The 26,440-nt window shown below is 58.0% G+C and carries 17 protein-coding genes; 8 read left to right on the top strand and 9 right to left on the bottom strand.

Features of this window, described 5'->3' with window-relative positions; translation table 11 throughout:
• Window positions 1-242: 242 nt before the first annotated feature.
• From V3H56_RS04075 to V3H56_RS04040, 8 genes are all read left to right on the top strand, one after another.
• The gene (locus tag V3H56_RS04075) at window positions 243-1,829 is read left to right on the top strand and encodes an ABC transporter substrate-binding protein (protein WP_047738314.1); all 1,587 of its coding nucleotides are present in this window, start codon (window positions 243-245) and stop codon (window positions 1,827-1,829) included.
• Window positions 1,830-2,001: 172 nt separating this feature from the next.
• Window positions 2,002-3,417 carry an OprD family porin gene (locus V3H56_RS04070; RefSeq protein ID WP_047738316.1) on the top strand — a complete coding sequence of 472 codons (1,416 nt, stop codon included), beginning with the start codon at window positions 2,002-2,004 and terminating at the stop codon, window positions 3,415-3,417.
• Window positions 3,418-3,490: 73 nt separating this feature from the next.
• Window positions 3,491-5,086: an ABC transporter substrate-binding protein gene (locus tag V3H56_RS04065; protein WP_047738318.1), complete on the top strand. Its 1,596-nt coding sequence runs from the start codon at window positions 3,491-3,493 to the stop codon at window positions 5,084-5,086.
• A 73-nt stretch (window positions 5,087-5,159) separates the two neighbouring features.
• Window positions 5,160-6,170 carry an ABC transporter permease subunit gene (locus V3H56_RS04060; RefSeq protein ID WP_030139822.1) on the top strand — a complete coding sequence of 337 codons (1,011 nt, stop codon included), beginning with the start codon at window positions 5,160-5,162 and terminating at the stop codon, window positions 6,168-6,170.
• 10 nt (window positions 6,171-6,180) lie between these two features.
• Window positions 6,181-7,092: an ABC transporter permease subunit gene (locus V3H56_RS04055; RefSeq protein ID WP_042732218.1), complete on the top strand. Its 912-nt coding sequence runs from the start codon at window positions 6,181-6,183 to the stop codon at window positions 7,090-7,092.
• Window positions 7,093-7,102: 10 nt separating this feature from the next.
• Window positions 7,103-8,071 (top strand): ABC transporter ATP-binding protein, encoded by a 969-nt coding sequence (locus tag V3H56_RS04050; protein WP_042732219.1) that lies wholly within the window; start codon window positions 7,103-7,105, stop codon window positions 8,069-8,071.
• Window positions 8,071-9,051 carry a peptide ABC transporter ATP-binding protein gene (locus V3H56_RS04045; RefSeq protein WP_047738320.1) on the top strand — a complete coding sequence of 327 codons (981 nt, stop codon included), beginning with the start codon at window positions 8,071-8,073 and terminating at the stop codon, window positions 9,049-9,051. Before V3H56_RS04050 ends, V3H56_RS04045 begins: the two co-directional genes overlap by 1 nt.
• 345 nt (window positions 9,052-9,396) lie before the next feature.
• Entirely contained in the window at window positions 9,397-9,837 is a 441-nt protein-coding gene (locus V3H56_RS04040; protein WP_047738321.1) for a DUF2087 domain-containing protein, read from the top strand.
• Between the two features lie 54 nt (window positions 9,838-9,891).
• On the opposite strand, the gene V3H56_RS04035 is transcribed toward V3H56_RS04040, so the two are convergent.
• The 9 genes from V3H56_RS04035 to V3H56_RS03995 are packed head-to-tail and all read right to left on the bottom strand — an operon-like array spanning window position 9,892 to window position 26,012.
• Complete coding sequence (locus V3H56_RS04035; protein ID WP_047738322.1) at window positions 9,892-12,132, bottom strand: PhpK family radical SAM P-methyltransferase; 2,241 nt, start codon at window positions 12,130-12,132, stop codon at window positions 9,892-9,894.
• 60 nt (window positions 12,133-12,192) lie between these two features.
• Complete coding sequence (gene sbnB / locus V3H56_RS04030) at window positions 12,193-13,242, bottom strand: 2,3-diaminopropionate biosynthesis protein SbnB (protein ID WP_053007396.1); 1,050 nt, start codon at window positions 13,240-13,242, stop codon at window positions 12,193-12,195.
• A gap of 8 nt (window positions 13,243-13,250) precedes the next feature.
• Window positions 13,251-14,537, bottom strand: coding sequence for a condensation domain-containing protein (locus V3H56_RS04025; RefSeq protein ID WP_047738325.1), 1,287 nt, complete (start codon window positions 14,535-14,537; stop codon window positions 13,251-13,253).
• 3 nt (window positions 14,538-14,540) lie between these two features.
• Window positions 14,541-16,304, bottom strand: a complete 1,764-nt coding sequence (locus tag V3H56_RS04020) for a non-ribosomal peptide synthetase (RefSeq protein WP_047738327.1) — start codon at window positions 16,302-16,304, stop codon at window positions 14,541-14,543.
• A gap of 50 nt (window positions 16,305-16,354) precedes the next feature.
• Window positions 16,355-17,308 carry a 2,3-diaminopropionate biosynthesis protein SbnA gene (sbnA, locus tag V3H56_RS04015; RefSeq protein ID WP_080964335.1) on the bottom strand — a complete coding sequence of 318 codons (954 nt, stop codon included), beginning with the start codon at window positions 17,306-17,308 and terminating at the stop codon, window positions 16,355-16,357.
• Window positions 17,265-23,375, bottom strand: a complete 6,111-nt coding sequence (locus tag V3H56_RS04010; RefSeq protein WP_338474246.1) for an amino acid adenylation domain-containing protein — start codon at window positions 23,373-23,375, stop codon at window positions 17,265-17,267. The genes sbnA and V3H56_RS04010 overlap by 44 nt, the downstream gene beginning before the upstream one ends.
• Before the next feature lie 41 nt (window positions 23,376-23,416).
• Window positions 23,417-24,199 carry an ABC-2 family transporter protein gene (locus V3H56_RS04005; protein WP_047738330.1) on the bottom strand — a complete coding sequence of 261 codons (783 nt, stop codon included), beginning with the start codon at window positions 24,197-24,199 and terminating at the stop codon, window positions 23,417-23,419.
• Window positions 24,199-24,990 carry an ABC-2 family transporter protein gene (locus V3H56_RS04000; protein ID WP_047738332.1) on the bottom strand — a complete coding sequence of 264 codons (792 nt, stop codon included), beginning with the start codon at window positions 24,988-24,990 and terminating at the stop codon, window positions 24,199-24,201. The genes V3H56_RS04005 and V3H56_RS04000 overlap by 1 nt, the downstream gene beginning before the upstream one ends.
• Window positions 24,987-26,012 (bottom strand): ATP-binding cassette domain-containing protein, encoded by a 1,026-nt coding sequence (locus V3H56_RS03995; RefSeq protein ID WP_047738333.1) that lies wholly within the window; start codon window positions 26,010-26,012, stop codon window positions 24,987-24,989. Before V3H56_RS03995 ends, V3H56_RS04000 begins: the two co-directional genes overlap by 4 nt.
• Window positions 26,013-26,440: the final 428 nt, after the last annotated feature.

Genomic DNA, 26,440 nt, shown 5'->3' with positions numbered 1-26,440 from the left:
GAAATCGCCTACATCCAAAAGCACTGCGTACCACAGCAGATGGTTTAGGACGTGTCGCCTTTTCCCACAAGTCTTTCAGGCATTACGCATTTACCAGCACGTCCACGACTCCTACCGTCGGGGCTGGTCGGCTTGCGGATCCTGCGGCATTGCATCGCAATGGAATGAGCTCAGTGCTCCGGCTACGTCCCTGGAAGGACACCGGTCCACTGATAAACACCCCGAACGAGAGAGGGAGCGTCATGCGCCATACCTTGGTTTTATCCGCATTGCTGGCCGCGACATCCGCGGCGCAGGCCGCCGAAGGCAGCCTGGTGTTCTGTTCCGAAGGCAGCCCTGCCGGTTTCGACACCGCGCAGTACACCACCGCCACCGATAACGATGCCGCCGAACCGTTGTACAACCGCCTGGCCGAGTTTGAAAAAGGCGCGACCAACGTCGTACCTGGCCTTGCGACCCGATGGGATATTTCCGAAGACGGCCTGACGTACACCTTCCACCTGCGCGAAGGCGTGAAGTTCCATACCACCGACTACTTCACCCCGACCCGGGACTTCAACGCCGACGACGTGTTGTTCACCTTCAACCGCATGCTCGACCCCCAGCACCCGTTCCGCAAGGCCTACCCCACCGAGTTCCCGTACTTCAACGGGATGAGCCTGAACAAGAACATCGCCAAGGTCGAGAAAACCGGGCCGTTGACCGTGGTCATGACGCTCAACAGCGTCGACGCCGCGTTCATCCAGAACATCGCCATGAGTTTTGCCGCAATCCTGTCGGCCGAGTACGCCGACCAGTTGCTCAAGAGCGGCAAGCCGAGCGACATCAACCAGAAGCCGATCGGCACCGGGCCGTTCGAGTTCAAGAGTTACCAGAAAGATTCCAACATCCGCTACGTCGCCAACACACAATACTGGGCGCCGGAGCGGGTCAAGTTGAAGAACCTGATCTTCTCCATCAACACCGACCCTTCGGTGCGGGTGCAGAAGCTCAAGGCCAACGAGTGCCAGGTCACCCTGCATCCACGCCCGGCCGATGTACCGGCGCTGAAGAACGACCCCAAGCTGCAACTGATCGAGAAGCCCGGCTTCAACCTCGGCTACATCGCCTACAACACCCGCCACAAACCGTTCGACCAGGTCGAGGTGCGGCGTGCGCTGGACATGGCGGTGAACAAGCAAGGCATCCTCAATGCCGTGTACCAGGGTGCGGGGCAACTGGCGGTCAACGCCATGCCGCCGACCCAGTGGTCCTACGACGACACCATCAAGGACGCCGCCTACGACCCGGAAAAAGCCAAGGAGTTGCTCAAGGCCGCCGGGGTCAAGGAAGGCACCGAGATCACCCTCTGGGCCATGCCCGTGCAACGCCCCTACAACCCCAACGCCAAACTGATGGCCGAGATGCTCCAGGCCGACTGGGCGAAGATCGGCCTGAAGGTGAAGATCGTCAGCTACGAATGGGGCGAGTACATCAAGCGCACCAAGAACGGCGAGCACGACGTCAGCCTGATCGGCTGGACCGGCGACAACGGTGACCCCGACAACTGGCTGGGCACGCTGTACAGCTGCGACGCCATTGGCGGCAACAACTACTCCATGTGGTGTGACCAGGATTACGACAAACTGATCAAGCAGGCCAAGGTCGTCACCGACCGTGAGCAGCGCACCGTGCTCTACAAACAGGCCCAGCAGTTGCTCAAGCAGCAAGTGCCGATCACCCCTGTTGCCCACTCGACGGTCAACCAGCCGCTGAGTGCCAAAGTCGAAGGGTTCAAGGTCAGCCCCTTCGGTCGCAACGTGTTCTCGGGCGTCAGCCTGAACCCATAACCGATTAGCCATGCCACGAGGGCCCCCACGGGGGCTCTTGCGCAGGCGTCTTGCCTGAATTCGTCGATTTGGCGTCATGCAAACGTTTGCCAGGCATGAATGAGCTGTAAACCCAAGCCGTATCACCCAAAAAGACCGGCATAAATAAAGAAAGAAAAAAGGAGCTTCACCCATGAAATTGAGCAGCACCGCGTTACTGGCCCTGGCCATCAGCAGCGTGACCGCGACGGCGTATGCCGAGTCGCAAAGCCAGGCGGTCACCCCGGTGACCCTCAAGACCAGCAGTGAACAAAGCGAAGCCAAGGGGTTCATCGATGGGCAATCAGTGACCGGGTCGACCCGTAACTGGTACGCCAACGAGCAATTCAAGCGGGGGGCGAAACTCACCTATCGCAAGAACGGCGAAGCCCGTGAAACCGACCGCCGTATCAACTGGTTGCAAGGCACCATCATCAAGTACAACTCGGGCTTCACCGAAGGCACCGTCGGCTTCAGCACCGAACTGGCCGCCTACAACGCCATCGCCCTGGACCAGGATCGCAAGGACCTGGCCTCCAACAATGGCGGCGCACCGACCACCCGTCCGGGCGCCGGCAACAACCGTACCCTGACCCGCGAAGGCGGCGACGCCGTCGGCCAGTGGAGCAAACTGGGCCTGGCCAACGTCAAGGCCCGCGTGTCGAACACCACCCTGACCGCCGGCCGCCAGAACTTCAGCAGCCCGATGGTCGACGTGATCGGCAACCGTGCCCTGCCCTCCAGCTTCCAGGGCGTGAGCCTGCACAGCGAGGAGTTCGAGAACCTCGGCTTCGACATCGCCACCTTCGACCGCAACTCGCCACGTACCGAAGAGAGCCTGCGCAAGTTCCGCTCCGAATACGGCGACAGCAGCGTTGAAACCGATCACGTCAACACCGCCGGTATCACCTACCAGCCTCTGGCCAGCCTGAAGACCAGCCTCTGGGCGACCCAGGCCGAAGACATGTGGAACCAGTACTACTTCGGCGCCACCCATGAACTGGGCGACAGCTCGGTGCTGAGCCTGACCACCGGCCTGAACTACTACAAGACCGTGGACTCGGGCAAAAGCAAACTGGGCGATATCGACAACGACACCTACTCCCTGTCGTTCGGCCTGACCCACCAGGCCCACAGCCTGACGTTCTCGTACCAGGAAGTGAACGGCAACGAGTACTTCGACTACCTGCATGAAACCAACGGCATCTACCTGGCCAACTCCCTGCTGTCGGACTTCAACGGCCCGAACGAGAAGTCCTTCCAGATCGCCTATGGCCTGAACATGGCTGAATACGGCGTGCCAGGCCTGAAGTTCAACATCTACCAGGCCCGCGGCTGGGGCATCGACGGCACCCACTACAACAGCACCGGCTACAGCGATGTGAAAGCGATGGACGGCGAGCACCACTACGAATACGGCGTCGGTGCTTCCTACGCCGTACAGAGTGGCCCGCTCAAGGCCACCGCGATCCGGGCGACCTACACTGCACACCGGGCCAGCGAAAACCAGGCCGACGGCAGCCTCAACGAGTTCCGCCTGGTGACCACCATCCCGTTCAACATTCTCTAACGCTCCACCGGACGGTCGACTCACGAGGTCGGCCGTCCGGCTTTTGCCATTAACCGATTGCAGAGGATTGACGATGAACATGATTCCCCTACGTGCAGCCATCGCCGCCGCGCTGCTGAGCGTCGCCGTCGGCGCCACGGCCAAGCCCCTGGTGGTTTGCACAGAAGCCAGCCCGGAAGGCTTCGACATGGTCCAGTACACGACTGCAGTCACAGGCGACGCGGTGTCCGAAACCATCTTCAATCGTCTGGTGGGCTTCAAGCCCGGCACTACCGAAGTGATTCCCTCGCTGGCAGATACCTGGGAAATCAGTGACGACGGCCTGACGTACACCTTCCACCTGCGCAAAGGCGTCAAGTTCCACACCACGGACTACTTCAAGCCGACCCGCGACATGAACGCCGACGACGTGGTCTGGAGCTTCCAGCGCCAACTGGACCCCAATCACCCGTGGCACAAACTGTCGAGCGTGGGCTTCCCCTACTTTGAAAGCATGGGCTTCAGGGAACTGCTGAAGAATGTCGAGAAGGTCGACGAGCACACGGTCAAGTTCACCCTGACCCGCCGCGAAGCACCGTTCCTGGCCGACATCGCCATGGCCTTCTCTTCGATCTACCCGGCCGAATACGCCGACCAATTGCTCAAGGCCGGCAAGACCGGCGACCTCAACAGCAAGCCAATCGGCACCGGCCCGTTCGTCTTCCAGCGCTACAACAAGGACGCTCAGGTTCGCTTCAAGGCCAACCCGGACTACTTCCTCGGCAAGCCGCCGGCGGACGCGCTGGTATTGGCCATCGCCACCGACAATAACGTGCGCATGCAGAAGCTCAAGACCAACGAGTGCCAGGTCGCGCTGTACCCCAAGCCCGATGACATCCCGAACATCAAGAAAGACCCGAACCTGAAGGTCACCGAGCTGGACGCGATGACCGTGTCCTACGTGGCCATGAACACCAGCCACAAGTACATGAGCGACGTGCGGGTGCGCCAGGCCATCGACCTGGCCTTCGACAAGGAAGCCTACGTCAATGCGCTGTTCGGCAAGGGCAACGCCACCGTGGCGGTCAACCCGTACCCACCGACCCTGCTAGGCTTCAACCATGAGTTGAAGAACCCGCCTCGTGACCTGGACAAGGCCCGCCAGTTGCTCAAGGAAGCCGGCGTGCCGGAAGGCACCGTGTTCACTCTGTTTACCCGCAACGGCGGCGGCCCGACCAACCCCAACCCGATGCTCGGTGCGCAGATGATGCAGGCGGACCTGGCGAAGGTCGGGATCAAGGTCGACATTCGCGTGATGGAATGGGGCGAAATGCTCAAGCGCGCGAAAAACGGCGAGCACGACATGGTTTCCGCCGGATGGGCGGGCGACAACGGCGACCCGGATAACTTCCTGACGCCTATGCTCAGTTGCGAGGCGGCCAAGAACGGCGAAAACTATGCACGCTGGTGCAACGAGAAATTCCAGGCACTGATCGATCAGGCCCGCGCCTCGGTGAACCCTGAGGAGCGCATCAAGCTCTATGAACAGGCCCAGGTGATTTTCAACCAGGACCAGCCATGGATCAGCATGGCCCACACCCGGATGTTCACGGCAATGCGCAACAACGTAGAGGGCTATGTGATTAGCCCGCTCACCACCAACAACTTCGCCACTACCCAGGTGAAGTAGATAAGAAAACGCCCGGCATCGCTTACCAAGCGGCGCCGGGCACGCCTAACCGGCTGATGAGGTACACCTTAAGATGTTTAGTTTTATTGCCCGCCGACTGGGATTACTGATCCCCACGTTCTTCGGCATCACCCTGCTGACCTTCGCGTTGATTCGCATGATCCCCGGCGACCCCGTGGAAGTGATGATGGGCGAACGTCGGGTCGATCCCGAAATGCATGCTCAGGCAATGGAACGCCTTGGCCTCAACAAGCCGCTGTATGCCCAGTACCTGGACTACATCGGCAAATTGGCCCACGGCGACCTCGGCGAATCGCTGCGCACCCGTGAAAGCGTATGGACCGAGTTCAGCTCCCTGTTTCCCGCGACCCTGGAACTGTCCATGGCCGCCCTGTTGTTCGCCGGTATCCTGGGCCTGCTGGCCGGGGTGATCGCGGCACTCAAGCGAGGGTCCCTGTTCGACCACGGGGTGATGGGCATCTCCCTGGCGGGTTATTCGATGCCGATCTTCTGGTGGGGCCTGATCCTGATCATGTTCTTCTCGGTGAGCCTGGGCTGGACCCCGGTGTCGGGCCGGATCGACTTGCTCTACGACATCGAGCCCAAAACCGGCTTCATGCTGATCGACACCCTGCTCGCCGATGAGCCGGGCGCCTTCCTCGATGCCCTGCACCACCTGATCCTGCCGGCCATCGTGCTGGGCACCATCCCGCTGGCGGTGATCGCCCGCATGACCCGCTCCTCGATGCTCGAAGTGCTGCGCGAGGACTACATCCGCACCGCCAAGGCCAAAGGCCTGTCGCCGTCGCGGGTGGTGTTCGTGCATGGCCTGCGCAACGCACTGATCCCGGTGCTGACCGTGGTCGGCCTGCAAGTCGGCACCCTGCTGGCCGGTGCGGTGCTGACCGAAACGATCTTCTCCTGGCCGGGTATCGGCAAGTGGCTGATCGAAGCCATCGGCGCCCGGGACTATCCCGTGGTGCAGAACGGCATCCTGTTAATCGCCTGCCTGGTGATTCTGGTCAACTTCGTCGTGGACATCCTCTACGGCTTTGCCAACCCACGCATCCGTCACCAGCGCTGAGATCAAATCCATGAGTACTCCAACTCCTTCGGTAGCAGTCGATCAAAGCCTGCTGTACCCGTCCCCGTACAAAGAATTCTGGCAGGCGTTTTCCCGTAACAAGGGCGCCGTGGCCGGGCTGCTGTTCATGATCCTGATCGTGTTCTGTGCGATCTTCGCGCCCTGGGTCGCACCCCATGACCCGAGCGAGCAGTACCGCGACTTCCTGCTGACGCCGCCGGCCTGGCTCGAAGGCGGCCAGATGCAGTTCCTGCTCGGCACCGACGAACTGGGCCGCGACCTGCTCTCGCGCCTGATCCAGGGCTCGCGCCTGTCGCTGCTGATCGGCTTGTCGTCGGTGGTGATGTCGCTGATCCCGGGCATCCTGCTGGGCCTGTTCGCCGGGTTCTTCCCGCGCATCCTCGGCCCGACCATCATGCGCCTGATGGACATCATGCTGGCCCTGCCTTCGCTGCTGCTGGCCGTGGCGATCGTCGCCATCCTCGGCCCAGGCCTGATCAACACCGTGATCGCTATCGCCATCGTGTCGCTGCCGTCCTATGTGCGCCTGACCCGCGCAGCGGTGATGGGTGAACTGAACCGCGACTACGTGACCGCTGCCCGCCTGGCCGGTGCCGGCCTGCCGCGCCTGATGTTCATCACCGTGCTGCCCAACTGCATGGCGCCGCTGATCGTGCAGGCGACCTTGAGCTTTTCCTCGGCGATCCTCGACGCCGCCGCCCTGGGCTTCCTCGGTCTCGGCGTCCAGCCGCCGACTCCGGAGTGGGGCACCATGCTGGCCTCGGCCCGCGACTACATCGAACGCGCCTGGTGGGTGGTGAGCCTGCCTGGCCTGACCATTTTGCTCAGCGTGCTGGCAATCAACCTGATGGGCGACGGGCTGCGCGATGCGCTGGACCCGAAACTCAAGAATGCCGCCTGAGGAGATTCCCATGTCACTGTTAGAAATCAAGAATCTCAACGTCCGCTTCGGCGACGCCACGGCCGTGCCGGTGGTCGACGGCCTGGACCTGAGCGTGGAAAAAGGCGAAGTGCTGGCGATCGTCGGCGAGTCGGGCTCGGGTAAATCCGTGACCATGATGGCGCTGATGGGCCTGATCGAGCACCCCGGCATCGTCACCGCCGACGCGCTGAACTTCGACGGCAAGAACATGCTCAAGCTGAGCGCTCGCCAGCGTCGGCAGATCGTCGGCAAGGACCTGGCAATGGTCTTCCAGGACCCGATGACCGCGCTCAACCCCAGCTACACCGTGGGCTTCCAGATCGAAGAAGTGCTGCGCCTGCACCTGAAAATGTCCGGCAAGGCTGCCCGCAAGCGTGCCATCGAGTTGCTGGAAAAAGTCGAGATCCCCGGCGCCGCCAGCCGCATGGACGCCTACCCTCATCAGTTGTCCGGTGGCATGAGCCAACGCGTGGCAATCGCCATGGCCATTGCCGGCGAGCCAAAGCTGCTGATCGCCGACGAACCGACCACCGCCCTGGACGTGACCATCCAGGCGCAGATCATGGACCTGCTGCTGGCCCTGCAAAAAGAGCAGGACATGGGCCTGGTGCTGATCACCCACGACCTCGCCGTGGTGGCCGAGACCGCCCAGCGCGTGTGCGTGATGTACGCCGGCCAGGCCGTGGAAGTGGGCAAGGTGCCGGAGCTGTTCGACATCCCGGCACACCCCTACAGCGAAGCATTGCTGGCGGCGATTCCCGAGCACAGCATGGGCGCCGAGCGGCTGGCGACATTGCCAGGCATCGTTCCCGGCCGCTACGACCGCCCGCAAGGCTGCCTGCTGTCGCCGCGCTGCCCCTACGTGCAGGAAAACTGCCGCCAACAACGCCCGGCCCTTGACCCGAAAACCGCCAGCCTCGCCCGCTGCTTCTACCCGTTGAACCAGGAGGTGGCGTGATGGCCGTCGTACTTACCGCCCGTGACCTGACCCGTCATTACGAAGTGTCCCGTGGCATGTTCAAGGGCCATGCGACCGTGCGCGCCCTCAACGGTGTGTCGTTCGAACTCGAGGCCGGCAAGACCCTGGCCGTGGTGGGCGAATCCGGTTGCGGCAAATCCACCCTCGCCCGGGCCCTGACGTTGATCGAAGAGCCGTCCTCTGGCTCCCTGAAGATCGCTGGCCAGGAAGTGGCCGGCGCCAACAAGGCCGAGCGCAAGCAGTTGCGCAAAGACGTGCAGATGGTGTTCCAGAGCCCGTACGCGTCGCTCAACCCTCGGCAGAAAGTCGGCGACCAACTGGCCGAGCCGCTGCTCATCAACACCAGCTTGTCGGCCACCGAGCGTCGGGAAAAAGTCCAGGCCATGATGAAGCAGGTGGGTCTGCGCCCCGAGCACTACCAGCGCTACCCGCACATGTTCTCCGGCGGCCAGCGCCAGCGCATCGCCCTGGCCCGCGCCATGATGCTGCAACCCAAGGTGCTGGTGGCGGACGAACCGACCTCGGCGCTGGACGTCTCGATCCAGGCCCAGGTGCTGAACCTGTTCATGGACCTGCAGCAGGAGTTCAACACCGCCTACGTGTTCATCTCCCACAACCTGGCAGTGGTCCAGCACGTGGCCGATGACGTGATGGTGATGTACCTCGGTCGTCCGGTGGAAATGGGGCCCAACGAAAACATCTACAGCCGCCCGCTGCACCCGTACACCCAGGCGCTGCTGTCGGCCACCCCGACCATCCACCCGGACCCGAACAAGCCCAAGATCAAGATCGTCGGCGAACTGCCCAACCCGCTCAACCCACCGCCCGGCTGCGCCTTCCACAAGCGCTGCCCGTATGCCACCGAGCGCTGCAAGACCGAAGAACCGGCCCTGCGTCCGCTCGATAACCGGCTGGTGGCGTGTCACTACGCCGAGCAGTTCCTCGAAGGTGCGGCGTAAGGCTGAAAGGCTGCAAAGCACTTAAGGCAGAAAAACACTTGTGGCGAGGGAGCTTGCTCCCGCTGGGCCGCGAAGCGGACCCTCTCTTGGGCCTTCTGCGCCCAAAGCGCCGGGCCGGTCCAGCGGGAGCAAGCTCCCTCGCCACAGAAGTAAATCTTCGCCTTGAGTAGTGCACCTTGCATGAAAAAACCCTCCAGCCCCGACTGAGTCTCAGTTTGGGCTGGCGGGGTTTTCTTTTTTCGGGAACGCCCATACAACGTTGCATGACAACCGCCATACCGGCTCACTCGTGCCGTGCTTCACCACTAAACTGCGAGAACCATGAATATCCAAAGGAGCAAGACATTGAACAAGGAACTTCCAACAGACTTTGAGCACTTCGTCGAGATACTGACGCGCTTGAGCAACAAGAACGGCTTGACCCTGGGCCGGCTAAATCGCCAGGAACTGGCGGTAATACTTTTGTACATCAGCTGCGCGCTCAAGCCCGGCGAACGCTATAGCGAACGTGAAGCCACCGCGCGGCTGGATCAATGGGAAACCCAATACGCCCCCATGCTGCGAAGCGATGTGGTGGAGCTGCGGCGTACGCTGATTGATGGCAACTATTGGATGCGAGAACCCGAAGGACGCGGTTATGAACTCGACGCGACCATTGTCGGCCATCCGTTGTTCATCCGGCTCGGTGAGGAGCGTCTGGAAAGGCGCATAGCCGAACAACTGTTAGCGGCTGCCCGCGCCCGCGAAGAACGCAAGAGAGCGGCGTTGCAAGGTTCCCCCCGCTAAGCGTGTGACAAAGGATCAGGGAGGGGAGCTGGCGTTCTCCTCCCCGGATCGCACCTATTGCACTCTGACAAACACGGCCTGCTCGGCAAGCGAACTCTGCGCATCCGCAGTGTGAAGCTCGGGAGCCCATCGGACAAAATTGCTCAGCACCCGTCCCTGCCCGTTACCGGGCAGCAGCAGGTGCATGTAAAGCCCGCTATCAGACGAAGGGGCGACAACATTATCGGCGAACACGCGAAGGACCGGCTGACATAAAACGATGCCGCAAGCCCCCAACCGTGAATTGCGCGACAGCAGATAGTTGTCGTGACTGTCGAGTAGTGGGGTCTGGGCAAGTAATGTCGCGACGCGGTCATACAGCGCAGTCTCGCTGCAACGGTCGACATCATCGATCGCAATCAGTCGGGAGCCTTCCTTGACGACGTGTTGCCAAACAAATCGACTGCCCTGAAGAATGCTCGAAGCGTGCTTCAAAAAGGCCACGATCCAGCCGACGTCCGGATCGCTGCCATTGACGATACCCTCGGGCCAGCTCAGCGCTGTTTGCGTCTGCTCCCCCGTGTGCACCAGCATTGCCCCGATATTCTGCGGATCCAGCCACGCGGCCACGGCCCGCAAGCGTGCTTCAGCAGCCTTGAAGTGCGTCGCCGATTCCATTGATAACCTGGACTGCGGCACGGCAGGACTTTGCGCCGGCAAATGGGCACTGAACCTGAAGCGGTCGACGATTGAGGCAGGCAACTCAACCTCATCGCCATGCAACAGCTGATGCTTGACTGCCGCATTGAAGCCGTCCAGATACCCGAGGATATTACTCTGCTCCATTCCCTGGCGATGCAAATAAAACAGACTCCATTGCTCAAAGCCGAACTGTGGCAACCACGTGGAGTTTTGTGCGGTAAGAAAAAACCGCTCGGTAATGGATGCAGCCAGTTCGCTGTCCATCGTATCGTGCGCCCAGTCGAAGCCCGACCCGGTGATGCCATACTTCTCCCGATCATTCCAGATGGGTGTCAGCGGGTCGCAATACCACACCTGCGCTCGGAAGGTGTCCGGCCGAAAGGTTTCGATGAAGTCCAGGCTCTCTTGCACCGTGTCGATGGTTTCCCCTGGAAAGCCAATGATGAACGAGGCGTGCGTCGCAATGCCCACCGAGCGGAATGCACTAATGGCCTGTTCATAGTTCTTGCGACGTGACGTCTTGCGCATCAATGCAAGCATCTTATCGGAGGCAGACTCGATCCCCAGAAAAACGCCTTCGCACCCTGCGCGCGCCATCAGTTCGATGGTTTCCGGGTCGCCCTGATCAGAGCGATAGAAGGAGTTCCACTTAAAGTTGTACTGGTTGTCGATCATCATCTGCATGATTTCTCGGAAGCGCTGCTTGGGCACATTGAATGTGTCATCCAGGAACGTCAGCGTATCCACGGTGCCGATCGCCTTCACCGCGTCCAGTTCGCGTTCTACATCGCGGGTGGACAAGTAGCGGTACTTACCGGCCCGCTGGGGAAAACCGCAGAATGCACAGGAGTATGGGCACGACTTAGCTGTACGCGTGGACAAAAAACGTCCGATGCCGCGCGGTTCGAACAACTTGTAATTGACGAAGTTTTCCTTCAGCTCGTTGTATTCCGGCTCATCCGCACCGAACACCCACGTATCACCGTCCCATACCGCCGTGCGGCTCAAGCCGATGACTGAACGGTTCTGGTTGAGTGCCTCCAGTACCTGGCGAAGTGTGTCCTCCCCTTCATTGCTGTTGATATAGATATCACAACCAAGAACACTCAAGTAGTCACCGAGCAGCTCGCGATCATGGGCCTTGAACAGACCGCTGATATAGGGCCCGCCGATGATGATCTGCACCTCAGGGGCAAAGGAGCGCACAAAGTCCACAATCTCCTGCACCGGATGGGGCATGACATAGAGGGTCGTGGTGATGACCACCGCGTTGATCGTCCCGGATGTCAGTTTTTGCGCCAGAACGTCCTTCTCTTTCTGAAAAAGGTTGACGTAGTCAAAGGCAATACCGTGCTTGTCTAGATAGGTCCCCAACACCATCACAACCGGCCATAGAAAGTCGGCATTGTTCAGGTCCAGGTCAGCTAGCCCCTGCAATTCACGCGTCTTGTTCAGCACGCCCAATGCATGAAACCGCGAACCCTCATAATTGACAAACGCCAAGCGCAGATCCCGTTTCGCTGCCGCTTCAGGTGCAAGTTGATCGAGCATCTGACAGTAGTCGTCAAACGAGAAATCATTGAAGCCGATGATCATGCTTTTTTTAATGGGCATCGGGTCATTCCTCCCTGGAATGGAACGAGCAAATACTCGCGTTTCTACTGCTTGATGGCTTCAGCCGTGGGACGTGGCCCAACGTCGCGTGTCCGGAATGAAGTCCGCGATGTTGGTATAGGCCCCAGCCTCCATACATTTGTCGACGAATAGTTGGCCCACCACAAGATCCAGGACACCCAACCCAAATGGCGAGAAAATCAGCGGACGCGAACGGTTGATCAAGCGCGGGTTCTTCAGGACTTGCGCGAGCGTGCCGTGCACAAATGAGCGATCGCCGTACTTCTGTTCCGCCAGATGGGGGGAAGTATTGGCTTTCATACAATGTTCCACATCATCGAATAGGTTGAACGCATGCCAGATGATGTCCGGGCTGATATCGCGTAGCGAGACATTCAGAATGATCTGTCCCGGCGCAAAGACATCGTCTCCCGATACATAAGGCGTGCCTGCGTTGGTGGCGAAAACAACGATATCGGCAGCATTGATAGCAGACTTCCAGTTCTCGACAAAACGCGCTTCCTGGCCTGTCCCGGCCTCTATGTGATGACGAAGCTCAGCGGCCGCCCCCGCGTCCAGATCACAGACATTTACCTGACCGAACCTCCAGCCATCGGCCATGAAAAAATCAAAGATTGCGCGGGAAATCACCCCGGCGCCGACGAATGTAATTTTTACCGCCTTCTTCGGATCCGCCACCAGCGCCCTTGCAGCGAGCACTGCAGACGCCGCGGTTCTGGCCGCACTGATTTGCGAGGCTTCAAGGCATGCCACCGGGTAACCCGTTTCGTAATCGTTGAGCAACAGGACGGCCGAGGCACGCTGTAGATTTTGCTCAATGTTCTTCGGATAACTGGCAATCCACTTGATGCCAGAAATGGGCGTGTCGTTGGCAATGGCAGCCGGCAAAGCGATGATCCGATCCGATTGGCGTTCTTCAAATCTCAGGAAATAACTGTCGGGGTTGTTGGTCAGGCCGGCATCGTGCTGCAAGTAGGTTTCTTCGACCAGACGCAGAATGTCCTCGCGCAACGAAGGCATCAGATTGGCGATCTGCGCGCCGGAAACGACGGTCAATGCATGGGACGACAGGTGTAGGGAGTCTTTCATGGAAGGTCTCATTGAATGGCATCGTGTTGTAAAACCTCTGTGTCGCGAGCGCTTCCTTCGGCCTCCAGGAGACTGAATTGATCTAACGTTTCGTTCAGCAGATGTTTTAGTTTCAGCATGTTTTCAGGCGAGATTCTGTCGGCCTGGTACTGCAGCTTGATAAAGCAATGATCAGTCGTGACAGGTACCCACAAAAATAGCGGCCACGGCTGATAGTCGGGTAGCTGGACCTGGGAGACAGCGACACCTTCAAGATCCCAACTTTCAAACGGGCTTTCGGCACCGATATGAACAGGCAGGCTTTGTCTGATTTCGGATTCGGCCATGATTTCACCGATAGAAAGACCGACACTGTCGAAGGTTTCGTAGAGTGAGTCGGCGACATTAAGGATGTGAGCCTGCAACGACAATTTCGAGTCAACGCGTATTCGCAATGGAATGCGCGCTGACAAGTAGGCGACGACAGTCTGCGTGCCTTCCATCCAACGCGGCGTCACATTGGTCTGGATCAAGAAATCGTCCGTCGCGCAAAAATGTGCGAGAGCGATAGACGCCGCCGCGGTGTAAACCACAAAAGGCGTTACATCCAACGTATTACAAAGTCGGTTGATGGCCCCATGAATCTCCACACCGGGGGTCATTACATCGAAGATCGACTTGGCTTGCGCGCTCTCGCCGATGAGCAAACCCGGAATCAGCGGGATCTTCGCGTCCTTGAGATAGTGTCGCCAGAACAGCGCCTGACGCTGATGCTCATCCTGCTCCAACGGCGTTGCCAGCGTTTCATGATCGAAAGTGAGCGGCTCCAGCAACGGTTCCGGCGCGGCGGATATCAAACCGTTGTAGGCGGTCGCCAGATCGTCGAGGATGACCTCCAGCGACCATGAGTCGACAACGATGTGGTGAATGATCAGTGCAAACAGGCAACGATCCTGCCCGAGCTTTTTCAGATAGGCCCTGAACGGTATATCCACCTTCAGATCGAGCGGCCGTCGGCACAAGTTCTCGATACAGTCTTCCAGTCTGGACAACTCGAACGGTTCACCATCGACGCTCAGTACGTCAGTTACCTCGGTTGCGGGAAACCGTCGAGGGCCTTCTTCCGTTTCGTAGAAGTGGGACCGCAGTTGTTCGTGACGATTGACCACCGCGTCCACTGCTCGGCTGAACTGCGCGATGTTCAATGGCCCGTCCAGTACAAACCCAATGCTCACGCAGGCCGTTTCCGCGAGGTCGTAGGCGCTGGACGCGCTCCAATAATAGCGTTGGTATGGGTTCAGTCCTTTGCCCGCCATTACCTACCCCTCCATCAGACAGGCCATTTTTGCCAGTGTCGGAGCGCCAAACACGCGCTTGAGATTGATTTGAATACCACTGCGTTTCATCAGCGCGACGAGACGCATCGCCAAGAGGGAGTTACCACCCAACGCAAAGAAATTCGCCTCACGGTTTTCAATCGGACGCCCTAGAATCTGTGCCCAGATCAGCGCCAGGGTTTCTTCCTGAGGGGTCATTGCCTCCGGGGCCCCGCCCTCCTCCACCAAGTCGCCCAACTGCGCGATCAACGCTGCCCGATCGACTTTACCCGCCGGATTGCGCGGCAGTTCATTCAGAACGACGATCCGCGCAGGCATGAAGTAAGCGGGCAACTCGGCGCTGATCCGGGCCCTCAGCTCAGGCTCCAGCCGCCCATCGTCAGCCTTGTCAGACGGCGTCACAAAAAGCGAGATCCTCACGCCCGAAGTGCCGGCATCGACGCAACAAGCGTGGCAGCTTCTAATCAGCCGCGAAGCCATGGCACAGGCCTCGATCTCGGCCAGCTCGACACGGTTTCCGTTGATCTTAACCAGATCGTCCTTGCGTCCCTCGAACAGGATGCCTGCGTTCACATCGCGCCTGGCGAAATCCCCGGTTCGAAAGCTCAAGCTGTCGTCGCCGGCCAAGCCACGGATAAACCGCGCATCGCTCAGGTCCGGATTGCCCAGATAGCCCAAGGCAACACTCACTCCGCTGATGTAGATCTCGCCGAGTTCGCCATCCGGAACGTCCTCCAGCGCTTCGTCAAGGAGGCGTACCGTGACGTTGGAGATCGCTTGGCCAATATCCGCCGGAGAGGTGTCGAGAGAGCACAACTTCACCGTTGTAGCGACCGTCGCCTCAGAAGGCCCATAGGCATTGATCAAACGGATCTTGCTCGCCCAGTTGACAATGACTTCCTTGTTGCACCTCTCGCCGGCCACGATCAATGTACTCAGGCTGATCGGTAACTCGGACGGCAGCAACGACACCAGTGACGGAGGCAACGTGGCGACATCGATGCGACGATTGCACAGCAGGTTTTGCAGATTGTCGAAATCTCGCAGCTCGTGGTCAGCCACGGCAACCAGACAGCCACCTGCAAACAGGGTCATGGTGATTTCGGCAATGATCGCGTCGAAACAGACCGGGGAAAACATCAGCACCCGACTGCCCTGCGTAATGCCATATGTCAGCGCATGATGGGCAAGGTTAGGGATGCCCCGGTGCGAAACCATCACCCCTTTCGGTTGCCCAGTAGAGCCCGAAGTGAAAATGATGTACGCCAGGTCTTGTGGTGCTATCCGCGGTTGTTCGAAGTGCAGGGACTGCGCCGTATCCCGAGCCTGGCCGAGGGTCACGACCTTTTCAGCGACCAGGGCAGGATTGTTGTCAACGATGTACCCATCAGGGACCAGAACCAGCTTCGCATTGGCAGCGTCCAGCTGTACGGACAAGCGGGCTGGGGCGGCGTCCAGGTCCATGAGGATGAACGCTGCGCCACTCTTCATGACACCTAGCAAGGCCACCAATAGATCCTTGCCGCGCGGACAACCGATGACCACTACCGCGCCTGCACCAATCGCGTTGTGTGCCAGGTAGGCCGCGATTCGCTGACTGTCGGTGTCCACTTCGCCATAGGTATACAGAACACCGCCATCATCTATGGCGGGTTCTCCTTTGAAATCGTGACTAACGCGGGCCCACTGATCGAGAAATATCTGTGTTTGCGCAGCGCCGCTCGGGGGGAATTGAAGTTGTGACAAGCTAGGTTCCTTCTGCTCTGAGAAAACATCAACCAACGCACCGCCGAGACTCAACCCACCATCGCGTGTTGATACATCTGGCTACCAAAGTTGGCGTCACACCACTTATCCGAGTAGATCGTTTCGAGATACCGCTCACCCATATCGGGGCTGATCACGACAACTTCGTCGCCCGCCGGAATCTGTTTCCTCAGGCGCTTGACCGCAACCAGTACGGTCCCCGTGGACCCCCCGAGTAGCAGTCCGTAGTCCAGCGCAACACTGCGACACATGCGGATCGTCTCGACCTCATCAACGAACTCGATATGCTCGACTAGATCCCGCTCGAGAATTTCCGGGCGCCGACTCGTCCCCAAACCGGGAATGAGCCTCTTCTTGGGCACCTCCTGAAAGTTGATCGAACCCACGGTATCGACGGCAATCAGTTTTACCTCTGGCGCTTTTTCACGCAGATATCGCGCGCAGCCGATAAGCGTCCCGGTGGTACCGGCACCGACAAACAACCATTTGCAGTTGGGGTGCTGCTGCAGGATTTCCGGCGCAGTCCGGTTGTAGTGCGCCAGTGGGTTGGCCGGGTTGGCGTACTGGTTGGTCCAGAAATACCTCGGATCCTGACGGATCATTTCCTGAATCAGCGCAATGCGCGCCCCGAGAAAACCGCCATTTCGGTCGCGGGTGTCACAGACAATGACTTCGGCGCCGTAAGCCTTCATCAGGTTGACACTGACCTGATTGACGTTGGTATCGGTTATGCAGGTAAACGGATAACCGCGCTGCGCACAAATCATCGATAACGCAACACCGAGGTTTCCCGAGCTGGACTCGATTACTTTTCGTCCGGGCGAAAGTAGGCCCAGACGCTCACTTTCTTCGATCAGCGATATTGCAGTCTTGAGTTTTATCGACCCGGCCGGATTCAACCCTTCTATCTTCAGGTAGACCGGCACGTCGCCAATGAAGTTAGCCAGCTTGTGATACTGATTCGCACTGTAAATTTGCATCATGCTCAAGGTATCCATTTCCAAGAGAAGATATTTGACGCGAATGGAAAACAATCCTTTGTTGAAGATCGACCATTTGCGCAACGCAGAACTTTTCGGGGTTGAAATTGAGTTCGATCAGAAAATCATCTGCCGGAACCAGACCGAGAACCAAAGGAAACTCCGACTTCTCGATCCACTGCAGATTACTGAGGCGGTAGCGATCACCGACCGGCAAGTTGTCCTGAAGCTCGAAGTTTTCGACCACGAGAACGGTATTGAACAACGCCTCCAGACCAAGTCCGGTAGCACTCCGGAAATGACTCATCGAGACATGCCCTTCGTCCTGCAGGGCTGCACTGCTGCGCTGCAACTGCCGAAGGGCCTCGGCGGCGAACGGCGCCTGTGCATCGACCTTGCACGGGACGATGGAAGTCATCAGCCCGATGATGTCTTGGGAGCCCTCAAGGTCGACAGGCCGTCCCGAAATAGCCCAGCCGAAGATGGGTGTGAAGCTCTGGGTGTTATCGGCCAGGATCTGTGCCCAGATACGCTGGAAGAGAACCGCAACGGTCACACCCAGCCCGGCGCAGAATCGCTCGATGCAACCCGAAAGGTCACGTCCGAGGGTAAACCGGTAGACGTTGTGATCTGCACGCGAGGACGGCTGATAGGCAACCGGACTGGTAAACAGACTGGGCTTTGCGTCCGCCAGATAATGTCGCCAGAACGGACGATTTTCCCGCGCCTGCTGACTGGCCAGCCACTCGATGTAGTCACGATAGACGGGACCGAAGACCGCCTCGGGCTGCACACCGCGGATCATCTGGTCGTAGATGGCAAACAGCTCTTTGATGACCTTGGCCACACACCAGCCGTCCAGAAGGATGTGATGGTAGGTCCAGATCAATTTGTGCGCCTGCAAACCATCGGACAGCAACGTGAAGCGAGTCAAAGCAGGCGTTGCAAGATCAAAGATCCGTGAACGATCATCATGCATCAGGCGTTCATATTGCGCCGGATCACCGTTACCCGCGATGATCTGCCAACTGCAAGTTGCCTTCTGCAGCACATATTGCACCGGTCCCGCCACCGCATCCCAGAAGAACCCCGTGCGCAGGATCGGATGACGCTCGGCCAGCACCTGCCACGCCGCATCCAGCACACTGATGTCGACGTCACCATTAATGTCCATGACGTACTGCAGTGTATAGGTGTCGTCACCGCTCATCAGGTGCTGGAACAGGATTCCCTCCTGTGTCGGTGACAACGGATAGATATCCGCCGGTACGGCGCCGACGCCTGCAATCAGCGACTGCAACTCATCGTCCGTCAGATCGACATCCGGATAGTCGCCGGGCACCCGCACCACGGCGCCCGCCGTGCAATGCTCGATGATCTGCGCCAATGCATCGACGTAGCGCGTCGCAAGATCCTCGGCCTCTTGCGGGGACAGGATTCCGTCGTCGTAATACCAGTCGATTTCAAATCGACCCTGGGCAATCCTTGCCTCGATCTCCAGTGCATGTTGGCGTCCGTTGCGCGGGTCCACCGACACCTGATCGAGGAGACTCAGGACCTGGGCAGACGGCATCCACGCATCCGGGTCAACAAATGACACGTTGTCCCATTGCCCGAGATAGTTGAACTGCACCATGGGCTCGGCAGCAGGAATCACCCGGGACTCATTGAACAGATAACGCAGCAGACCATACCCTATACCTCGTTGCGGGATATCCGCGAGTGTACGTTTGGTCGCCTGAATCAAACTTCCAAGCCCCTCTTGGGGATCATTCAGGCATACCGGGAACACAGAGGTGAACCAGCCTACCGTGCGGGACACGTCGACACCTTCCAGGACGCTTTCACGGCCATGTCCTTCGAGGTTGATCGCAATGTCCGGTCTCGCCCGCCAGCCGGAAAACGCCCGGACCAGCGCGGAGATCAGAATGTCATTGATATGGGTGTTGTAAGCCGCAGGTACCTCCCGGATCAAGGCGCTGGTCGCCGCGCAGCTCAACCCCCGGGACAACATTGCGGTGCGACCCGATGGTCGCCGGTTCAGGTCAAAAGGTATCGCAGCGGGAATTGCCTCGATGACCCGCGACCAGTAGGCGGTCTGCGACAGGACATCGTTCTTGAATGCCTGGCCGTGACTCGCAAGCTGCTGCGCCCAGACGCGAAACGGGGTGACCTGCGCAGGAACCGTGCTGCCGGCATAGAGGCGCAGATAATCCTCGACGAGGATTCGCAGGGACACCGCATCGATCACGAGGTGATGCGCCACCAGCACCAGTAGATTGGTGTCGGGATCCGGGGTGCGAAACAGCACCGCGCGAAACAGATCGCCCTGCTCGAGGTCGAGACCGGACAGAGACTCGTCCAGCACCGCCCGGATATGCTCCGTCGATTGATCGATCGATGCAGCGAGTTGCGCTGTTCTGCAACTCGACTGCGCATCGACGGGATTGGCCGGAATAGTCTGGTCGTATCCATCGCCGATCTTGAACTGCGCACTCAATATCGGATAGCGCTCCAGTATCTTGTGAGTGATCGCGACAAGGGTATCGGCCGCGACGGGACGGTGAATCTCGACCGCCGTGCCGAGACACCAATGGGCAGGGTTGACTAGCTGCTGTTCGGCGAACCAGCGCTGTACAGGCACTAGTGCGGTTGCACCGGTCGGCGGATGAATTTCTCCACGGGCGGTACAGTGCAGCGGCCGCACTGCCTGGGCGATTTCGGACAGTGATCGACTGGCAAAGATGCTGTCGAGATCAATTGTCATCCCATCGCTTCTCAAACGAGCGATGAGTTGCAACGCACCGATCGAGTCTCCGCCCGAAGAGAAGAAATTCTGCTGCAGGGCAATCGTGTCATCGCCGATGATTGCACGCGCCACAGCCAGCACCATCGTGTCGAAGGACGTGTGCTGCGAAGACGTCGGGTATTGATCTTTCGGAGCCGAAGTTTCGTCACTGACCATGGGCACACCTTGCCAGCCCCGCCACTCTTGCAGCGGGCGATGTGCTTCACAGATATAGGTCAGTGCACTCAGGAAATGTTCGCACAGCGCCTCTGCTCGCTCCTCGGAGACATATTCAGGATCGCGAATGAAATCCACAGTGATGGCATCTGCGCCGCTAAGGACTTCAACGGCAAAGGCAAACTCGGTGAGGTCAGTCACCTGCGTGAGTTCGACCGTGACGCCGGGGGCCTCAAGCACAGCCCAATCCGCCAACGTCTCGACGTTCAGCACCGTATCAAAAGCGCCGTTGGCAAAACGCGAACGCGTGCTGGCCAACGCCTCGTTCATGGATATCGATTCGAAGCGAAGCAGCTCGGCGATGCGCCTACTGACCGCCTGCAGGCTGACCTCGGGGCTCTGCGTCGCCGCCAGTGCCAAGGGAATCGGCAAGGTATTGGCGTACATCCCGATATCATCCAGCCCAACCCCGGTGTCGGCACGCCCCGAGACAATCATTCCAAATAATTGGTGCTGCCCGCCATTTATTGCATTGAGTGCCATCCCCCAGGCCGTTGCCGCAACAGCGGCAATCGTGACCCCGGCACGACCACACAGCCCCGTGATGCCCTGCTCAAGCGTCGCGGGCAGTCGTCTGTTGAAGACTCGATGTTCGACCGGTTTCAAGGACGGCTCAGCAAGCTTGTCAGCTACGCAGACCGGCACATGGAAGGGTTCCAGGAGATCCGACCAGAGTTGCTGATCCTCCCGTTGCAAGTGGAATTTTTCCTGGCCGGCGATATAGGTTGAAAATGCATCCTGCGCCACCGGCGCTCCCGAGAATACTTCGCTCATCAGCGCAAAGATCGATGCACCATCGAGCACGAGATGGTGGGCACTGAGGATAAATTGATAATCGTGGCCCCCCAAATGGAACAGATGCACCCGATAGAGCGCCGGCTGATCCAGCTCGAAACCGGTCTGTTTGTCCTGAACGAGGAAGTCTTCCAGATGCTTGCGCTGGTGCTCGTCGTAAAGGTGCAGAAGACTGGTCCGAGTCCATCGTAGTGGAGCGTCTTCGACAACGACACGCACCGGTTGGCCCGTCGGCGCGAGAACAAACGCGCTGCGCAGCAACTCATGGTGTTGATGTGCCTTGCGCCATCCGTCTTCCAGCACGGCACCGCCATCAGGCAGCAGCATGCGGAACGAATACTGCAGCACGTAAGTCGTGCGATGACGGGTTCGCAGCGACTGAACGTAGATGCCCTTCTGCGCCGGCGAAATCTGCTTGAAGGATGTCGAATCGCCCTTCGCTTGTTGCGGATCCAACTGTGTAACGCCCACCCTCGCTGCGGTACCGGCCACCGCGTTTTGGGTTCTGGCTATCTTGAGCAGCCCGATCGTGGTTGGATGCCGGAAGATGTCCCCGAGTGTGAAGGCATATCCGTGGGCCTTCGCCCGTGCAATGAACTGCAAGGCGAGAATCGAATCAGCCCCCTGCTTGAAAAAATCGTCGGCGGGTCGCAACGCCGGGTTACGCAGCAATTCACGCCAGGTCTCAAGTAGCGCCTCTGCGCCGACAGTTGCAGTTGTCGCAACGCTCTGTACGGTGTCAGGCGCCGTTGTTTCATTAGCGATGGCCGTGAGCTTTTTCTTATCGATCTTGCCATTGGACGTTTGGGGAAGAGACGACTGAACCCGAAACTCGGATGGAATCATGTGTTCCGGCAAGACGTCGTGCAGGTCGAGACGCAGCCTATCAAGATCGGTTGCGGTGCCCTCCTGCTCGACGATGAAAGCCGTCAGGAAGGCACGAGTGCGCGAAGTGTTGAGTACCACTGCCGCCTGTTTGATGTAAGCCAGTCGCAGGATGCCGAATTCGACTTCACTCAGCTCGATCCGGTGACCTCGGACCTTGACCTGATCATCGGCCCGACCGTGATAGTGAAAGACACCCTCACCATCACAACTGACGAGGTCGCCGGTCTTGTAGGCTCGGCGACCATCGACAATGACAAACGCCTTGGCAGTCAGGTCGGGGTGACCGATATAGCCGAGCCCCACCGCAACCCCTTCAACGTAGAGTTCGCCGACTTCACCTACGGGCAAAGCTACCAGGTCAGCATCGCGTACCACCAGCCGAACACCGCGTACCGCTCGCCCGATCGGGATCGCCTGGTCAGCCACAGGCATCCGGGTAATAACCTGGTGAGTGACGTCGTCACTGCATTCAGTCGGCCCGTAGGCATTGACCAAAGGGACGTGAGGCTTGGTCGTCAACCAACGTCGGGCAAGTGAAACGGGCAGCACCTCGCCCGTAGCGACGAGGCAGCTCAAACGGTCGAAGCGTGCGTTTTGGGCATCTACGCAAATCGCATCCAGAATGGCCAACAGATGACTCGGCACCACTTGCAGGATATCGATTTCGTCGAGCTCGATCCGTGCCCCCAGACGATCCAGGTCAAGAAACTCCGAACGGGTCAGGATTGCCGTACGCCCGCCGCAGATGAGCGGCGCCAGGAACTGCCAGACGGAAATGTCGAAACTCTGTGGCGCTGTTTGCGCCACGTTGGGCGCCTTGTGCATGCCCAGATCTTCGACTTTGGCCAGCAGATGATTGAGCATTCCACCGTGATGGACCATCACCCCCTTGGGCATCCCTGTCGAGCCAGAGGTGAAAATCACATAAGCGAGACTGTCGTCCTCCAGTATGCAGCGCTCGAGCGGCGCCCCGTCCTTAAGGCCTTCGAGCCGGACCGGCATTGTCAGAAGGCCAATACCGTCGATCTGTAACTGGGCGTCGTCTTCCGCTATCAGCCATCGGCAACTGCATTGCTCCAGCATATAGGCCCGCCGATCCAGCGGCAGAGTACGATCCAGAGGGAGATAAGCGGCCCCTACCTTGAACAGGCCAATCATCGAAATCAGAAATCCGAGTCCCCTTTCCAGACCGATAGCGACAATATCGCCCGGCCTGACAGATGCGGCGATCAGCATGCGGGCGAAGCCGTCGGATATTTCGTCAAGATCGCGATAGCTCAGACGGTTGCAGCCATCCGAAGCTGCAATGGCGCCAGGCGCCCGCCGAACCTGATCGGCGAATACATTCAGAAAATTGTCCATATCATTCCATGTTTATGGCCTAAATTTCGATGCTTCTTGTGTCAGGCACCTTCTCGAAGGTATTTCTTGACCCCCCAATGCCAAAGCAATCTCGACAACAACAAGAAGGCCAGGGTGGCCAGAACAGCGCCCGCCAATGACCGCCCCGTCGTCAACCCCATCGCTGATTGTGCGGGCACTTCCATGATGAAAAAGACAGGTACTACGGTCATGATCACGACTTGGATCCACTCCGGGTACGCGCTGGACGGAAACCGACCGGTAGTCAAAAACATGAATAGCAGGTGGGAAATGTTGCCGGTCTTCTTGGTCCAAAACGCCAGGCTCGCGATACTGAACCAGACCGAGTAAACCAGCGCACATGCCAGTGTCAGGAACACGAAGAAAGCGCCCAGCGTCTGCAACGTCAATTGTCCCTGCGCATGGCTACCGCCCAGCATCAATCCCAGCCCCAGCAGGGCGCCGAAGATATGCCACAGGCGTAGCTGCCCAAAAGCCAGGATAGTTTGAAGGTCAACCGGCTTGGACAAGTAAGTATCAATGGACTTGTTGATAATCAACTTCGAGGCAGCCTCGCAGTTAGGCAACACCAACATTTGTACAAAGGAGCGAATAAAAATGAATGCCCCATACAGCACAATCGACTGCTGCTTGTTCCAGCCACCAATTGTCTCGACATTTCCAAAGAAAATCTCGATCACGACATAAACGGACAATCCCAGCAAAGCAGTGTTCAGCAGGCTGACAAAGACCGGAACACGATCCTTCATATTCGCCTGCAACCTTGCAGTTAGAAGCGCCTTGACTGCGCCTAATGTCTTCATTACCCAAACACCGAATAACGCTTAACACCTTTGGCCCAGACAAAATGAGCCAACAACGAGAACGCAACGACCAGCACTATCTGAAACAGCAATCCGTTGATCAGTTGCTCGACGGTCAGCTCCCCCATAATGATTCGTATTGGAAAACTAATAATATAAGGGAACGGTGACCACTCAAGTATCGACTGCATCCATTCGGGATAAAGTGTCAAGGGTGCGAGAACACCACCAAACAGAGTAAGCATGTAAGTCAATACCAGATCAAAGGTACTTGCCTGATCGGACCAGAAAGCCGCAAGCCCGCCAATGAAATACAACAAGTAATTTATGGCAAACCCAAGCATTACCCCGAGCAGTGCGGGGAGAAGATAGCTCAGGTGTAAATATTGACCCGCTTCAGAAAACAGGAATACGCCGACCACCAGAAAAAACACTGGAATAACCCTGACCATCGCTGAAGCCAGCTCGCTCAAAAAATAATACAGCGCAATGTTGAATGGCCTTAACAGGAGACTGCCGATATCGCCCGAATGGATGTCGTTCTCCACTTCCTCAGCAGCCGTACTAGAGACTATTTCGCCAACTAGAAACACTAGCGCAAAGTAAGCCGCAAACCTTAATGGTGTGAAACCTTCCAGTGCGGCATCTTTTGCAATACCCATCCAGATGACCATCATGAACAACGGCACCAAAGACGCGAGCACCAATACGAACAACTCTGCGCGATGTGCAATTTTGCGACGAATGGCCGTGCGCGCCACCCCTGCGACTTTCACTGCAAACCGGCTCATGCGACACGCTCCCCGGAAGCACCCGGGACCTTTTTCCGGGTATCGGACTGAGAGGCCACGAACAGCTTCAACAGCGCCTCTTCGATCGGCGGATCACCAATGGAAATGTCGATGACCGGCTGCTCGGCCAGAACCCGCGAACAAACGGCCACGACCTCGGCAGCCGGGACCAGCATTTCATGCACAAAGCCGTCCGTGGAACGCACCAGACCATATCTGCCCAGCGCTGAAGCCACGATATTTTCGGATAGCTCCACAGTGATGATGCGGTGATCCGACATGCGTTTACGCAATGACTCCAGGGTGTCATCAAAGGATATCTTGCCATCGGAAACCACAACGACTCGCTCACACAGGGCCTCAATATCCTGCATGTAATGCGACGTTAGCAGTACGCTTACATTGCGCTCGCGACTATAGTCCCGAATAAACGAACGAACTATCTTCTGCACACCGACATCAAGCCCAATGGTAGGCTCATCGAGAAAAAGAACCTTGGGATCATGAAGTAATGACGCAACCAGCTCACACTTCATTTTCTCGCCAAGCGATAAGGTACGCACTGGCGCCTTGGCCAACTTCGACACCTGAAGCAACTCATCCAAATAACCATAAGTCTTTTTGAACTGCGCATCAGGAATTTCAAATATCTTCTGATTCAGCCGAAAGGTTTCCATGGCCGGCAAGTCCCAGATCAACTGTTGACGCTGCCCCATGATCAGCGAGATGGACTTGAGAAATTCCTTATTCCGCAGTTGAGGCTTCCGACCCAGAACCGATATTTTTCCGGCAGTCGGGTAGAGTAACCCCGACAGCATTTTCAATGTAGTGGTTTTACCTGCGCCATTCGGGCCGAGAAAGCCCACGACCTCACCCTGCTTGACGGTGAAGGAAATATCGTCAACCGCTGTTTTTTCAGAAGCCTTGGGAGATACAAGGTCTGTCAACCAACCAAACGCCCTTTCTGAGCGCTCTTTTATTCGATAAGTCTTGGACAAATTTCTTACACTGATGCTATCCATCGCGACTGAGACCTTGAAAAAAATGAGCTATCCATTGCGCATATCGTTTCGACGTCGAGAAATATCACGCAATAATCCATACCGTCAAGAAACATCATTGTAAATTTAATTTTAAATATCGATTTCTAATTGATCATTGCGTAGACCAGCATGGGATCAACGCGCTGCCACGATAATGGCTTAATGAAATCAGCCCTGACAAAACAGCCCCCTGGTTCGCGGTTTTTCCTTTGTCGATGTTTGCCGACGGCTTAAAACTAATCGCTTGTGACTTCAACGTCGAGAGCAAAGCGTTTGGTCATGAAAAAGAAGAATGGAGCTACGAGTGACGGAGAAAAGCGTTACAGAAAAAACCTACAAATGTCTTCGGCCCGCTGCTAAAACTCCGCAGTTTCGGGTGCAATCCGTCAAGGCAGAAGGGCGTTATT

Origin of the sequence: Pseudomonas sp. MS646 (assembly GCF_036693845.1) — a bacterium.
Lineage (GTDB): Bacteria > Pseudomonadota > Gammaproteobacteria > Pseudomonadales > Pseudomonadaceae > Aquipseudomonas > Aquipseudomonas chlororaphis_E.
The sequence above is the reverse complement of the archived record's forward strand: the minus strand, read 5'-3'. Positions and strand labels throughout refer to the sequence as shown.